The organism is Amycolatopsis iheyensis (genome assembly GCF_024703995.1).
Taxonomy (GTDB): Bacteria; Actinomycetota; Actinomycetes; order Mycobacteriales; family Pseudonocardiaceae; genus Amycolatopsis; species Amycolatopsis iheyensis.
On the sequence record NZ_JAMXQV010000036.1, the window covers coordinates 45,433 to 58,773 of the forward strand.

Below are 13,341 nucleotides of genomic sequence, written 5' to 3' on the forward strand. Positions count from 1 at the left end.
GCTCGCCGGCATGCTGGCGCTACGTCGACAGCAACGGTGGTGACCTGGAGCTTCGCCAGCTGTTGCTACCTCGTCGAGCCAAGTGATGGTCGCGGCGGGCGTGGGGAAGGGGCTGGTCGACCGTCGGACCGGTCGCCGACGGTCGAGGAAGTCGAGACCCTTCAGCTGCCCGAGGGGACGCCGGTGATCCGGCAGTTGCGCACGATCTACAGCGACGGGCAGCGGCCCGTCGCTGTCTCCGTGCTCATCAGGGCGCACACCCGTACGAGCTGTTCTGCCGGCAGGAAATCAATCCGACCTGACCGTGGTGGATCGTCGGCCTTGGTGCCGGCTGCGCGTTCGCGCCTGCCGCTCGGCGCTGCGGTTGCCCAGCTCCACGAGCAATTTCGTGGCGTTGAACAATGCCGACATGTTCCCCCGGCACGCATGGCCGCCAGGTCATGCTGGGAACCAGCGCGCCGAAGGCGCTCCGTCCGGGCGATGTCCTCGCGAGCGCCGCGTTCTGGTGGGTGACCACCACCGTGGTCGCGATCCAGATCGCGGTCATCGTCCTCCAACCGACACCTTTGTTCCCACCCTCCTCCTCCGCTTCCGTTTCGGCTGAGATCTGCTGCTGCAAGCTGTGCTCGGCTTGCGTTGAGATCCGATGAGCAGCGTCTGAAGGTCAGGTGTCCTCCGGCGGCGGTGGGGGAGAACTGTCCGCGGCGCGGACTGGACGACGGCGGTCGGTGTCGACGCTCTGCGGCTCGATGGCGTCGGCGGTGTCAGGCCGGTTGTCTGGACAGCTCCGCCGCGCCGAAGGAAACGTCGAAGCGGTCACACCAGATGCTCACGCTCGTGTAGGCGCTCAGATCCGTGCCCACGGGCAGCGGGTAATTCTGGTTTCCCTTGTTGCCCTTGAGTTTGCCCGTGTCGAGGTACCTGCCGTCGTCGAACACGTTCCAGCCGTCCTTGCCCGGTTTCACCGGTGCGTCGGTGAGCCAGACGTGCACGTCCGGGCCGCTGCTGGTGTCGAGGTTCTCCAGGCGCAGCACGAGTGATCCGTCGGCCGCCCGCAGGATTCGGACGGTGCCGGTGGTCTGGTGCTCGTGGCTGATCAGTGTCCCGGTTGCGAGTTCGGCGGGTGCCGCCTGTGGTGACGACGGAGACGCGGGCGAGGGCAGCGGTGCGGCGGCCGGAACGTCCTCCTGCACCGTCTCGTTCACCACGAGTTGCCACGGCTGAAACCAGTACAAGCCTGCCGCGACGGCCACCAGAGCCGCTACCAGGATGCTCAGAGCCCACGGCCGGGCGAGCAGGCGCTGTGCGCGGGTCATCTCATTCCTCCGCTTTCGTCTGCTGATGCTTCATTGAAGCGGACGAATCACCCAGTCACGCTGGGCCGCGCGGTTACCGACTGCTTACGGTGGTCATCGGCAAGATCCGAGGTCCGCGAGCGCCTTCAGGAAAGCGTCCTCGGAAACGACCGGTACTCCGCATTCGCGGGCTCGTTTGGCCTTGCCCGACATGGAGTCCGGGTCGGCCGCGGCGAGCGCGCGCGTCTGCTTGCTGACCGATCCGGTGACGCGGATCCCCGCCGCGGTGGCTTCGGCGGCTATGTCGGCGCGTTCGCGCTTCATCTCGCCGGTGAGCACCACCTTGTCACCCGGTCGCAGGACCAAGCCGCCGACCTTGCGTTCCTGCCCGGGCGCCGGTTCTCGCACGGCGTCGCGTTCCTCGTCGAGGATGGCTTCGACGATTGCCGGGTCCAGGGCCAGAAGGGTGGCCACGGTGAGCAGGTCGCTGCGCTCTTCGCCGGTGACGACCTGGTCGGCCCAGGCCTCGCGGGCCAGATCGCGCAGGTAGCTCAGGTGCAGGGCCACCACTTCGTTCTTGTGCAGCCCAAGGTCGTGGGCGATCTCGACGAGCGCGTCGCCTTCGGTGGCGGAGATCTGGCGGTCGAGCAAGGCGTCGTCGAGCATCGCGTAGTAGGCGTCGACGGCCGGTTCGCCGTCCCGCGGCATCCGCTCGACGAGCCTGGCCAGAAAATGAGGTTCGACGTGTTCGACCGCCGTGCGGTGCACAGCCGGGGTGTGCCGCCGGTCCAGGTGTGGCCAAGCCCAGTTCGCGGCGTGCAGCTGGGCGCCGGTGACACCCACGGCGCTCGGTGCGTGCCGCAGGAGGAACCTGAGCAGCTCGGCCGCTCCGCGTGCGTCGTCGAGGGCGGTGTGCCAAGCACGATCGGGCAACCCGGCGGCCGCGCAGCAGTCGGCCAGGGACCGTCCGGAGCTCAGCCGTGCCCGGCCCGCGGCGCGCATGGTGCACAGGCCGGCTTCGGGTTCGAACGGCGTGTCGACACCCAGCCGGCCGAACTCGGCACGGAGGTGCATCGCGTCGAAAGTCCAGTTGTGCGCCACCACCACACGCCCGCTCAGGCGCTCGACGAGGTCGCCGGCGAGCTGCTCGAACCGGGGTGCTCGGCGTGCGTCGGATGCGCGGATGCCGTGGATCGCTTGCGGGCCGAGGTCGCGGTCCGGGTTGACGAGCGTCACCCACTCGTCGGTGATAGTGCCGCGGGGATCCACGTGGACGACGGCGATCTCGGCGATGCGGTGGTGCCAGCCGGTGAGGATGCCGGTGGTCTCGGTGTCGATGACGGCGTAGCCGTGTGAGGTCTTCACAGCGGCAGCCGGTTGGTCTTGGCGGACTGGACCGCGGCCAGCCACTGGGGCGGTAGCGGGTCGGGATCCCCGTGTTCGGCTCGCACGTAGCGGCGCCGGTTCTTGACCTGCTCGGTCTCCGCCCAGAGGGACACCAGCCACCTCAGCGCGCGGGTGATCGGCAGGATCTCGGACACGACGGGCGCGCCGGGCGCGCTAGAGATGCCGGCGGTGCGCTGCAGGGACGCGATGTCCTCGACCTCGGCGTCATCGGGAAGGTCGTGGGTCCATTCCAGAGGGGTGATCGTCTTGTTGTTCTCGCGCGCGGCTTCGACTGTGACGACGTACTGCCGCCGTCGGCGGGTCGTCTCGTGGAACGCGTCCACGGGCGAGAACAGCTGCCGCTTCCACCAGCTGTCCTCGACGTCCACCTTCGCCGTTGTCGTCAGCCGGTCGAGCCACTCCTGCAGGCGCTCCGGGTGGACGGCTGCGATGGCACGACGTTCGACGAAGGACAGGACTCGTCGTGCGGCCTCCTGGGAGCCGAACACGTCGTCGGCGGGGTAGATCCACGCGCCCGTCGGATCGCCAGCCGGGCTGACGTGCCAGGTGGCCAGCGACTCGACCCCGTCGTCGCCGCCACCCACGCACAGCACAGCACTTCCCGGTGCCCACAACGCTGTCAATTCCTCGAGTGGTTCCACCGTTGCCGGGTCCGTCACCGAGCGCCTCCTTCGTCGACCGACATCAAGTCGTCGGCGCGCCCGAGTTGTTACAGCCGGGGGTGCTCAGCCCTGCTCGCTGACGTAGCGGACCATGCCGATGACGTCTTCGGGGACCAGCCTGCCGATGGCTCCGCCCGAGTAGACGCTCACGAGAACAGTCCCGGACGGGTCGAGGACGAAGCCAGTCGACTGCAGGTAGACCGGGTCCTGGTTGACGAAGGCGCCCATCGCGTCTTGGAGGGCCTTCGCGTCCGCGCTGTGTCCGACCGGGAACGACAGCCTGAGCTTGTCCACCAGCTCCTTGGTGGTCGGTTCGTCGTCGACGGAGAGCGCGACCACCTTGATGTCCAGCTCGGCCAGCTTAGCCGCGGCCCGCTCGAATGACCGGAGCTGGGCGTTGCAGTAGGGACACCAGCTGCCGCGGTAGAACAGCACCACGCCGAAGTGCCCGCGCAGCTCGGAGGGGACCGGGTGGGTGGCACCGTCCACGGTGGTCGCCGTGATTTCGGGGAAGGCGTCACCCGGGTGCAGAAGAGCCATGGTCGATCGCCTTTCTCGCCGCCGGTCGTGGATGGCGGCGGCCGCGATGAGCCTGCGCCTCCGGGGTCGCCACTCGCATCGGTGGAAACCCCGGTGCTCGCCCTGGGGACCGGAAATTCCGCGCTACGTAATATATTACCGTTCATTTCGCTTTCTTCCGTCGTTTTCGTTCCGGATTCTAGGGTCGGTGGCAGGCCGCTTCGGAAAATTCAGCCGGTGCGGGTACGGAGGGAATTCACCAGAATGAGCAAGTCGTCAACACGCCGAGTCGTGCGCACAGCTCTCGCGGCCGCGGCGCTGGTTCCGCTCGCCGCCGTGTTCACCGGAGCCACCGTGGCGGCTTTACCGGCTCCGGACTGGCGGACGTCGGGCGCGGTCTTCGTCGGCACCAACCACAACAACAGCAGTGCCCTGGACCAGCCCGGGAACCAGATCGCCAACTACCACCGTGGCCCCGAGGGGAAGCTGACGCTCGTCGGCTCGTTCGCCACGGGTCAAGGATCCGGCACCGGGGCAGCGGTTCGCTGGTGACGGTCTCGGCTCGGGCAACTCGGTGCAGGTGACGGCCGACCATCGGTTCCCGCTGGTGACCAACGCCGGCAGCAACACGCTTTCGGTGCTGCGCGTCCTGCCCGACCGGCTGCAGGTTGTCGACGTCGTGCCGACCGGTGACGGCTCGTATTCGCAGCGGTTTCCGAACATTGTCACGCAGCGCGGCGACCGGGTGTACGTGCTGAATGCCTCCGGTGAAGGCACCATCACGGGCTTCCGGTTGGGTTTCGACGGCAAGCTGACGCCCATTCCGGGATCGACGCGACAGCTCGCCGCCAACCAGGACCGGTTCGCCCCGGACGCGCTGAAGGACCCGATTCAGGTCTCGTTCAGCCCGGACGGGCAGCACCTGCTGGTGTCCATCAAGGACGGTCCGGCCGGGCCGGGCCGGGTGCTGACCTCCACCGTCGACGCCGGTGGCCGCCCCGGCAAGGACTTCGTCCGCACTGACTTCGCCAACCGGGGTCCGTTCGGGTTCGACTTCGACAAGCGAGGCAACGTGGAGGTCGCCGAGTTCGTCGGTGGTGGCCGCCGGGAGTTACCGCATCGGCGCCGACGGGCGCCTGACGCCGATCAGCACGGCGGTGGCGGACCACCAGATCGACATCTGCTTGGTGGTCACGAACGGCGAGTACGCCTACGGCTCCAACTACACCTCCGGCACGGTCTTGAGCTGGAAAGTCGGCCGTGACGGCAGCCTGACTCTGCTGCACGAAGTGGCCGGAACCACCGACAAGCCAGCCGCCGGCTAGGGCAGCACACCGCTGGATCTCGGCATCAGCCCCGACGGGCGGAACCTCTACAACGTGCTGCCGGGTTCGGGCAAGATGGCGGCGTGGCGGATCAGCGCCGACGGTAGTCTCGCGAAGGTCGGGGAGTTCGCGGGCCTGCCCCGGACGCCGGACCGCGACCACGCACCAGCGACTTCAGCGCCCTCGGCAGCCCGGCGGGCATCGATGTGATCTGAGCCGGCCGTGAGGCCCTGGGCGGTGCGCTCGGGGCCTCACCCGCGGCCGGTCGGCGCCGCGGGGATCCACGGATGCGATCGATCCAGGTAGTCCTGATCATCGGCCTGTGCTCGGAGGAACGAGGTACGACCAGCGTGCGGGGGCCGAAGACGCCGGTTCGGCCGCTGACCTGATCGGCCGGCAGCTGGTGGTGGTCACCGGTCGTCTCGGGGAGAACGCTCTCTTCGAGGTGACGGCTTGCGGACGTCTCCGCGTCGTCGGCGGGCGGAAGACTCTGCGCCTCGTGTGGATCCGCCGAAGAAACGCATGAATCGAAGGGGAGGCTGGTAATGGATCAGCGGCAGCTGTACGTCCTCGACATCGATGGCGCCGACATCCCGGGTGAGGGCGCGAAGCTGCGTGACAGCGGTTCTGCCGTGCAGGTGGAACTTCCGGCGGTGTCCGCGCGTGGGCCGTTCCCCACGTCGAGACCCTGAAGTCGCTGCTCACCGACAGCCGGGTGTCCAAAGACCCGCGGCAGCACTGCTTGCCACGCACGCGTCGCTGGTGCTGCAGCACGCCCGCAATGCCGAGGCCGCCGAGCTGGAACGCGCCGGCCTGCGCCGGGCGATCGCCTCCCGCGATGTCATCGGCCAGGCGAAAGGGACCTTGATGGCTGGCCAAGGCCTCGATCCCGAGGCGGCCTTCGATCTGCCGCGCCGCGCTGACCACGGATTCGCGCACTAGCCTCCGGCGCGATGCCGGCGTCCCTGAACCATCTCGCCGACGGATCGGGCGGCAAACGAGCAAACCGTGCCGTGCATCGCTGCCGGGGCGTCGTATCCGCACGGGATGATGCCCACGCGGAAGCGCGGGCTGATCGCTGCCGGGCTGCGGCCGGATGAACTGGGGTATGGCCGGCGAGCGCGTGCTGGGCGGCTTGCAGGGTGCGATGGGGACGCAGCAGAGAGTTCAGGCCGGCAGCCGTTCGTGACGGCTGCCGGAGCCCGCTATCGGCGGTAGCTGCGGACCTTCGTAGCCATGGCCTTCACCTCTTCGAGCCGGGCGTCGTCCGCCAGGGCGTGGTGGGTGTCGCCGTCCTCCGCCTCGGTCAACAGGTGGGTGGTGTGGGTCGAGCATTCCGAGCAGAGGCGGGTCAGTTCGTCCCGCAGGGCCTCACGCTGGGAGCCGAAGGTCGCGCGCATGCGGGTGCGGATGCTGACGGCGTGCTGGTAGAGCAGCTGGGCGAGATGGTAGCGGGCGTGGGAGTTCTCCGCGTCGTCCCGCAGCAGCCGGCGGAGGTCCCCGCCCAGTGAGTCCGGGTCCACTTCGCCCGGTCGGCGCAGGTGTTTGGCGATCGTCACCTCGACCAGGAGCCGGCGCCGGGCGTCCGCGATCTCGGGGTGCGGCTCGGCCAGGTCCCCGGTTATCTCGTCCACGGTGGGCAGCACGCTGTCCGAGGCCAGCCAGCGGCGGTAGGTGGTGACCCGCAGCCGGCGTACGTCCGCCGGGTCTGCACTGTGCTGTTCGAGCCTGGTCAGGCAGGCCAGGGCGTCCTTGAAAGCGCCGCATTCGATGGAAAGGCGTACGCGGGTCAGGGAGTCGCGTGGGTTGGCGGTGGCGCGGGCTTCCGCGAGCAGAGAACTCGCCCTGCTGTGTTCGCCCACCGCGTGCAGCAGTTCGCCGAGCATCGCGGGCGGGCCCGGTGCACCGCGCAGCCGGGTGATCCAGTGCTCCATGGCGGGCAGCGCCGACAGCACCACGGGACGGATCTCGTGATCGGGAGCGTCGTCGTGCAGCAGCTCGAGTGCGTGCTCCACCGACGGCAGGTAGACGGCCTGCGGGTCGTCCAGCATGTCGAGGTAGCGCTCCGGTACGCCGTTGCGTTGCCAGGACAGGCAGATGCGCTGGTAGCGCCGGGGAAAATCGGCGGAGGCGTCGAGCCGGTTCTCGGCGGCGCGGAAGATGCGCTCGACGGCGAACCGGGCTGCGAGACCGGACAGGTCGTTGAGCTGCCTGAGGTACGTCGTGGGAGCGCCGAGCCGCAGCACGGCCTTGCGCACCGTCTCGTCCGCCGGGTCGAGCCGCAGCTCGTCGATCATGCGCAGGCAGGCGAGGATCTCGCCGGAGCTTTCGGTGACCGGCCAGTCATCCGCACCGACGAGCTCACGGGCGATGCGTTCCTTCCACCGCACGCGTTCGTGCGTCCAGGCGATGTGAGCTTCCTCCTCGTCGGAGTCGCTTGCCTCGCGGGTCCGGCCGCCGGGGTCGCACGCGGCTTCGTGGGCCGTCTGGAACGCGGTGCGGCACAGGTCCGCGAACGACGCGCGCACTCGTTTCGGCAGCGGGGCGCAGGCCGTCGCGACGAGGTTCAGGCGGGCGTCGAACGCCTCGTCGAGCTGAGACCGACGCACGGAGCGCGCCACGCCGAGGCGCAGCACCGCGCTGCGGTAGGACAGCGCGCGGTTGAGTTCCTCGAGGCGCAGGTGGGCGACGGCCAGTGCGACTCGCGCGGGACTGGTCAGCGCGGCGGGGATCCCGCGCGGCGGTGGGTTGGGTCCGTCGTCGGCGGGCCGGCCGCACAACGCCGCGGTGCCGAACGAGCCTGCCAGCACGCGGTGGATCTCGGCCCGCTCGGCGGCGCCTCGCGACGGCGTGCCCGCGAGCAGCGCCTCGGCGTAGAGTGCCTCGAGGTAGCGGCTCCACATCTGGGTCGCCGCGGCCACGTCGCCGGCCGCCGTGTGCGCGACCGCGAGATTGTGCAGCACCGCGGTGGACATCGGGTTCTCGGCGAGCATCGCCTGCCAGTGCCTGCGTGCAGCCGTGTGCGCGCCCATCCGGTGCCAGGACTCCGCGAGACGGCCGTTGACGTAGGACCGCAGCAGGACGAGCGCGGCCCGGCCCCGCAGGCCGGGCGGGTAGGCGTCGAGTGACTGCCAGGCGCGGGCGGCATTGTCTGCCAACGCGTTTTCCACCTCGGCCACGGCGACCGCGACCTGTGCCCGTGGATCCTCCGGGGGCGGCTCACGACGTGCCGGCGGCGGAGCGACGTGCGCGGTGCTCGGCGCGAAGGCCCAGAGTTCCGCGTCGATCGCCGTGACACCGGCGGACGGGGGCACCGGTGTGGCGGGCTGTCCGTCATGGGAGCGCAGCTTTCGCCGGACGGTGCTCAGGTGCGCGTTGAGCCCGATCGGTTGCTGCAGCGCCTTTTCGCAGCGTTCGAGGCGCGTGTCGAACTGCTCGGCGATCTGCTTCGCCTTGAACGCCTGCAATGCGCCCAGGCGCTCGACGCGGGCCTGTTCGAGGCGTTTCGCGATGTCCGTCAGCACGGCGTGATCAGCGTGGGCCTGGGCGCGCCAGGCGGTGTCGGCCAGGTCGGCGCGGCGGAGTTCCTTGGCGAAGACGCTCGCGTTCTTCTTGAGCCGCGAGATCGACTCGGCGTCCCGCTCGAGCCTCGTCAGCAGCTCACCGGGATCGGCAGCCGGCTCGGCCTGACCGTCGGGGGCGACGTCGGCCGGCGTTTTCGGTGGGGTGGCTGTGGTGATGGCCCGCACGGCCGACGCCATCGCGTCGAGATGAGTCGTCGGGTCGCCCCGGTCGGCACCGCCGGCGTACGTCCGCGCCGCCGTGAACGCGCTCAGATCGGGCACGTGCAGCGGCCGCCACAGCAGCCGCCGCTGGTGGACGATGGCGACGAGCAGGTCGGGAAGCTCCCGCTGGGCGAGGCAGGTGGCGAGCCGGGCAGGCAGTGCCGGCTCGTCCGTCTCGAACAATTCGCACGTCACGTCGAGCACCTGCCGGGCCGGGCCGTCTCCTGGCGGCAACGCGTGCGCGAGCCGCCGGATCGTCGCCGGCGGGTAGCCGTGCGCGAGCCATTGGATGGCCAGTACGGCGAACGCGGCGACGCCCCCGGGGCGGCGGTCGGCCAGTTCGGCGATCCTCTGCAGGTCCTCGGCGATCGCGTCACGGCCGCGTGCGCCGGCGGGCCTCCGCAGCACCAGTTCGGCGCTGATGTCGTGGATCCCGGACCAGCGGCAGTCGCCAGGGCGCAGCAGCGGCACCGGCACGTCGTCGGTCGCGGCGAGGTCGTCCTTGCCTTCGCGAATCGCCGAGGCGATCTCGCCGCACCGTTGCTGCTCCTCGCCTCCGTAGGTGGGGTCGGCGGCTCGCTGCTCGTGCAGTCCCTGGTGCACGATGGACAGGTGTGCCCATACCCGGTGGTTGGTGGGCGCGGACCCGGCGGCTGCGGTCAGCCACCGCAACGCGGCTTCGAGCCTTCCGTGGCGGAGGTGGATCAAGCCGGCGTGGTAGGGGTGCTTGGGGTTGACCGGGTCGACGCGGTGGGCCCGGGCCAGCAGGTCCAGCGCCGCGCCCGGTTCGGTCCCGGGATGGACGGCCAGTCGGAAGCACGCTTCCGCCAACGCTTCGAGCTCGTCCGCGCTCAACCCGGCGCCTTGTTCGTAGCGGGCCCACAGCTTGTCCGCGAGGCGGCGCAACACCTCGGACCGGGTCTCCAGGACGGCAACGTTCGTCATGCGGATTTCTCCGCGCCGGTCCGCAGCTCGTCCACCGGCAGGATCAGCGTGCCCAGTCCGTCCGACGTCGCCGCCAGCAGCCCGTCCGGCGATAGCGCGAGCGGGTGTGCGGAGGTGACCTCGATGCGGCCGTCCTGCATCAGCACGTGCGAGCCGTCCGGGTACTCGAACACGACCAGCCTGCCGTCCCGGGACGCGGATACGACACGGGCACCGGGCACAGTGCGGAAACCCAGATGCACACCCAGTTCGGCGTCGAAGCAGACACCGAGGCCCTCGTCGTTGAGCACGATCGACAGGTCCTGGCCGACCCACGCGTCGGCGACCTGCTTCACGGGCAGGTCGACGACCAGGGGCCGGTCGGCTCCGCTGTCGAGGCGGTAAATGTGATGCTCGCCCACGATCAACGTGTAGCCCGGTCCGTGGTGGATGCCCAGCAGCAGCCGTTCCAGCGGGAACTCGGCGCCGGCGCGGTTCTCGGCGTGCACCGTCAGCACGCCGTCGAGATCCCCGGTGAGCAGCCGTCCGCCGCTGTCGACCGCCAGCAGCTGCACGCCCGCGCGATGCTCCAGCACCGTCTCGGGTTCTGCGTCCGCGAGCGACCAGACGGTGCCGTTCCACATGCCGACGAGCGGCGTGTCCCCGTCGAACGCCAACGCCCCCGGCACGGCGAGCCCGGGCGCGCGAGCGAGGTCCACCGTGTTGGTGCGCCCGTCGGGTGCGGCCACCACGACCCGGCCGGTCCAGTCGGCGACGGCGAGGTGGCTGGTGCCGTGTGCCCACAGCCGGGGACGGGCGGCGAGGCGGGCGGCGCCCAGGACGCGGTCCGGGTCGTCGAGCGCGTGGACGGACAGGTCCGCGCCGTCGAGCACGGCGACGTGCCGCCCGTCGGGGAAGAACGCCTGGCGGCCACTCGCGGGCAGTCGCGGGTGCACGCGGTCCGGACCGCTCGGCTGCGGCGCGGGCGGGCTCACCTGGATCGGCGCGGTCTCGACGGGTTCGCAGCCGGGTGCCTGCGCCCGCAGCCGGACGGACTCGACCGGCCGGCGGAACGACAGGTCGGCGAACGTCGCCGTGCCGTGCACGGTCGGGACGATCAGCGTGCCGTTGAGCCCGGAGCCGGGCGGCACGGTGGTGAGCGAGATCGGCTCACCGCTCGCCGGCACCGCGGCCCCGTGCGCGCCGCCGACCGACACCCGGACCGTGGAGAGGGTGTGGTTGACCACGGCGTCGGTCACGGGTGCGTCGAACCGCAGCTGCCTGCTGCTCGGCGAGGGACGCAGGTCCAGTGCGTCCCGGAGGGTCTCGAACCAGTCCGGGTGGGTGACCGCGACCCAGTTGTACTTGCTGGCGGTGAACCAGATCTTGTCCTTGGCCGCCTCCTCCATCAGTACCGGGATGAACCCGACCGTGCCCGCCTTGGTGAGGTCGACCGCACGCTGCAGCTCGAAGAGGCAGACGTTCTTGGAGAAGTAGCGCAGCGAGTAGAGGGCGACGAAGTACCTCGACCGGGGCAGTGCCGCCTCGAGGTACTGCTCCCAGTCCACGCCCGGCGGCAGGCCCTCCCGGTCGACGTCGATGAAGATCCGCGGTGGCAGGCCTCGGGACGTGACGCACTTGTGCAGGCTGTCCGCGAGGTCTCTGGCCTTCTGGTAGTCCTCTCGCGCATAGCTGATGAAGACGTCCCACCCGTCGTGGCTGTCGGGCTCGGTCATCTGCTGCCCTCTCACCGGAAGCGCCTGGCGCGGTCGATGCCGTTGATCATTTCCTGCAGGAGTTGCCTGGCGTGCGGATGCGTGGTCTTCAGCCGCTCCGCCTCCGCGGCGATCAGCTCGCCCTCCAGCCTGTCCGAGCGGCCGGGTGAACCGATCGGCCAGCCGGTCGTCAACTGCTGCGCCCACTCGTTGAACCGCCCGACCAGCGCGGAGACCTCCATGTCGGCCATGGCCAGGTCGATCTCCCGCACCTGCCTCGTCACCGCCTGCCTGAGCTCGCCCACACGTCTCGTGCTCTCCTTGGTCGTGGCCATCGCCTCGAGCTTCGGGAAGCGCCCGCGGAGCTGTTCCATGGTGCGGCGCAGGGTGGTCAGCTGCTCGCGGGTCGGCGGCGAGCCGACCCGCCGCACGGCGTTGTTGTGCTCTTCGAACGCCGCGTTGATGGCCAGCACCTCTCGCAGCTGCTTGGCCGTGTGCAGCAGCGCCTTCGCCTCCGGCAGCTCCGGGTCGCGTGCGGCGATTTCGGCGGCAGCGATCGCTCGCTCCGGTTCCTTGCCCTGGGACAGCAGGCAGAACGCGTACAGGAGGTTCGGTGGTGGGTAGGCGGGCACCAGGCGCAGGATCTCGGCCAGCACCCGCTCCGCCTCGGCCCAGTGCCGGGCGTCGACCAGATCGAGGGCTTCCTCCCGGTGCAGATCGGCGATCAGCGCATAGAGCCGCATGGCGCGGTCGGCCGGGATGTTGGGCGCCGGCAACGGTTTCGCCGGTGAGCGACCGGTGCGGGTCAGCTGGGCGAGGAACCGGTCGAGGTCCCGCAGCGTCTCCAGCTCACGCCACTCGCGGTCCAGCCGCGCCAACGCCTTGCGGGCCCGTTGGTAGGCGCCGTCGTACAGCGCGCGCACGACATCCCTCGCCAGCGGTTGCACGGCCAGCAGGGCGAGTGCGTCGGCGAGCGCGCGCAGGTGCTCCACCTTGCCGTCGGCTCGATCGGCGGCGTCGCGGGCGGTGTGGAACGCCGACACGTAGTCGCCGTCCGCCGCCTGCAGCAGCGCGAGCAGGTACGGCGGCTCGGTTTGCTCCGGCGCGACGTCGATGAAACGCCGGAGCCGGTCGTCGGCGGAGCGCGGATCGCGGTGGCGCGTGTCGAGGAACGTGCCGACCTCCACGGCCGTCAGCACGTCGCACAGCGTGGCCCGGAGGTCGAGCACGCCCTTGCGCACAGCGGGATCGTCCAGCCGCTCACGCCGCATCGGCAGCGTGATCTCCAGCGCCGTCATCAGGTCACCGAGCCGGTAGTGGCAGTACGCCTGCAGATAGCGCGCCTCGGACCGGCCGGGGGAGAGCTCCAGGAACTCCGCGAGCTGCTCCAGCGCGAGTGCGTACTCGCCGCGCGCGATGTTGGCGCGCGCGTCCTCGAGCAGGTCCTCACCAAGGTCGCCGAGGTCGAGCGAGTCCTCGGCGGCCAGGGTGACGAAGTCGGGCAGGAAGAGCGCCGACGGTGCCGCCTCCCGGTCGGCACGCCGTCGCGTGATCTCTTCCAGCCGGCGGAAGTGCTCGCCGAGGTCGGTGCCGCCGAAAGCCGGCGCCGAGAGGTCGGGTAGCCGGAGCGGCTGGTACGGCAGTGCGGGCGTGTCGCGCTGGGCCCGGTCGTCGGTCATCGTCGTCCTTCCCGGCGGGCGTGGCGTGGT

At 70.3% G+C, this 13,341-nt stretch carries 11 protein-coding genes; 4 read left to right on the plus strand and 7 right to left on the minus strand.

What is annotated here, in order from left to right:
• Nucleotides 1–764 precede the first annotated feature (764 nt).
• From M8542_RS44060 to M8542_RS44075, 4 genes are all read right to left on the minus strand, one after another.
• Nucleotides 765–1,316 carry a DM13 domain-containing protein gene (locus tag M8542_RS44060; protein WP_257926367.1) on the minus strand — a complete coding sequence of 184 codons (552 nt, stop codon included), beginning with the start codon at nucleotides 1,314–1,316 and terminating at the stop codon, nucleotides 765–767.
• A gap of 93 nt (nucleotides 1,317–1,409) precedes the next feature.
• Entirely contained in the window at nucleotides 1,410–2,660 is a 1,251-nt protein-coding gene (locus tag M8542_RS44065) for an exonuclease domain-containing protein (protein WP_257926368.1), read from the minus strand.
• Nucleotides 2,657–3,361 carry a DUF6218 family protein gene (locus M8542_RS44070; protein WP_257926369.1) on the minus strand — a complete coding sequence of 235 codons (705 nt, stop codon included), beginning with the start codon at nucleotides 3,359–3,361 and terminating at the stop codon, nucleotides 2,657–2,659. Before M8542_RS44070 ends, M8542_RS44065 begins: the two co-directional genes overlap by 4 nt.
• A 66-nt stretch (nucleotides 3,362–3,427) precedes the next feature.
• The gene (locus tag M8542_RS44075; RefSeq protein ID WP_257926370.1) at nucleotides 3,428–3,904 is read right to left on the minus strand and encodes a peroxiredoxin family protein; all 477 of its coding nucleotides are present in this window, start codon (nucleotides 3,902–3,904) and stop codon (nucleotides 3,428–3,430) included.
• Between the two features lie 270 nt (nucleotides 3,905–4,174).
• Here M8542_RS44075 and M8542_RS44080 point away from each other — a divergent pair, with 270 nt between their 5' ends.
• From M8542_RS44080 to M8542_RS44095, 4 genes are all read left to right on the plus strand, one after another.
• Entirely contained in the window at nucleotides 4,175–4,435 is a 261-nt protein-coding gene (locus M8542_RS44080) for a hypothetical protein (RefSeq protein ID WP_257926371.1), read from the plus strand.
• Nucleotides 4,436–4,490: 55 nt separating this feature from the next.
• Nucleotides 4,491–5,147, plus strand: coding sequence for a lactonase family protein (locus tag M8542_RS44085; protein WP_257926372.1), 657 nt, complete (start codon nucleotides 4,491–4,493; stop codon nucleotides 5,145–5,147).
• A 606-nt stretch (nucleotides 5,148–5,753) separates the two neighbouring features.
• The gene (locus M8542_RS44090) at nucleotides 5,754–5,900 is read left to right on the plus strand and encodes a hypothetical protein (protein ID WP_257926373.1); all 147 of its coding nucleotides are present in this window, start codon (nucleotides 5,754–5,756) and stop codon (nucleotides 5,898–5,900) included.
• A gap of 70 nt (nucleotides 5,901–5,970) precedes the next feature.
• On the plus strand, nucleotides 5,971–6,150 hold the full coding sequence (locus tag M8542_RS44095; protein WP_257926374.1) for an ANTAR domain-containing protein: 180 nt from the start codon (nucleotides 5,971–5,973) through the stop codon (nucleotides 6,148–6,150).
• Nucleotides 6,151–6,413: 263 nt separating this feature from the next.
• On the opposite strand, the gene M8542_RS44100 is transcribed toward M8542_RS44095, so the two are convergent.
• From M8542_RS44100 to M8542_RS44110, 3 genes are read right to left on the minus strand one after another with little or no spacing between them, the layout of a single operon-like run.
• On the minus strand, nucleotides 6,414–9,938 hold the full coding sequence (locus tag M8542_RS44100; protein ID WP_257926375.1) for a hypothetical protein: 3,525 nt from the start codon (nucleotides 9,936–9,938) through the stop codon (nucleotides 6,414–6,416).
• Nucleotides 9,935–11,653 (minus strand): TIR domain-containing protein, encoded by a 1,719-nt coding sequence (locus tag M8542_RS44105; protein WP_257926376.1) that lies wholly within the window; start codon nucleotides 11,651–11,653, stop codon nucleotides 9,935–9,937. Before M8542_RS44105 ends, M8542_RS44100 begins: the two co-directional genes overlap by 4 nt.
• 11 nt (nucleotides 11,654–11,664) lie before the next feature.
• Nucleotides 11,665–13,311 carry a CDC27 family protein gene (locus tag M8542_RS44110; protein ID WP_257926377.1) on the minus strand — a complete coding sequence of 549 codons (1,647 nt, stop codon included), beginning with the start codon at nucleotides 13,309–13,311 and terminating at the stop codon, nucleotides 11,665–11,667.
• Between the last annotated feature and the right edge of the window lie 30 nt (nucleotides 13,312–13,341).

Excerpts from the sequence above, each read along its gene's own strand:
- M8542_RS44100 (WP_257926375.1), bottom strand. The coding sequence starts at position 9,938 with ATGACGAACGTTGCCGTCCTGGAGACCCGGTCCGAGGTGTTGCGCCGC.
- M8542_RS44105 (WP_257926376.1), bottom strand. The coding sequence starts at position 11,653 with ATGACCGAGCCCGACAGCCACGACGGGTGGGACGTCTTCATCAGCTAT.
- M8542_RS44090 (WP_257926373.1), top strand. The coding sequence starts at position 5,754 with ATGGATCAGCGGCAGCTGTACGTCCTCGACATCGATGGCGCCGACATC.
- M8542_RS44075 (WP_257926370.1), bottom strand. The coding sequence starts at position 3,904 with ATGGCTCTTCTGCACCCGGGTGACGCCTTCCCCGAAATCACGGCGACC.
- M8542_RS44060 (WP_257926367.1), bottom strand. The coding sequence starts at position 1,316 with ATGACCCGCGCACAGCGCCTGCTCGCCCGGCCGTGGGCTCTGAGCATC.
- M8542_RS44110 (WP_257926377.1), bottom strand. The coding sequence starts at position 13,311 with ATGACCGACGACCGGGCCCAGCGCGACACGCCCGCACTGCCGTACCAG.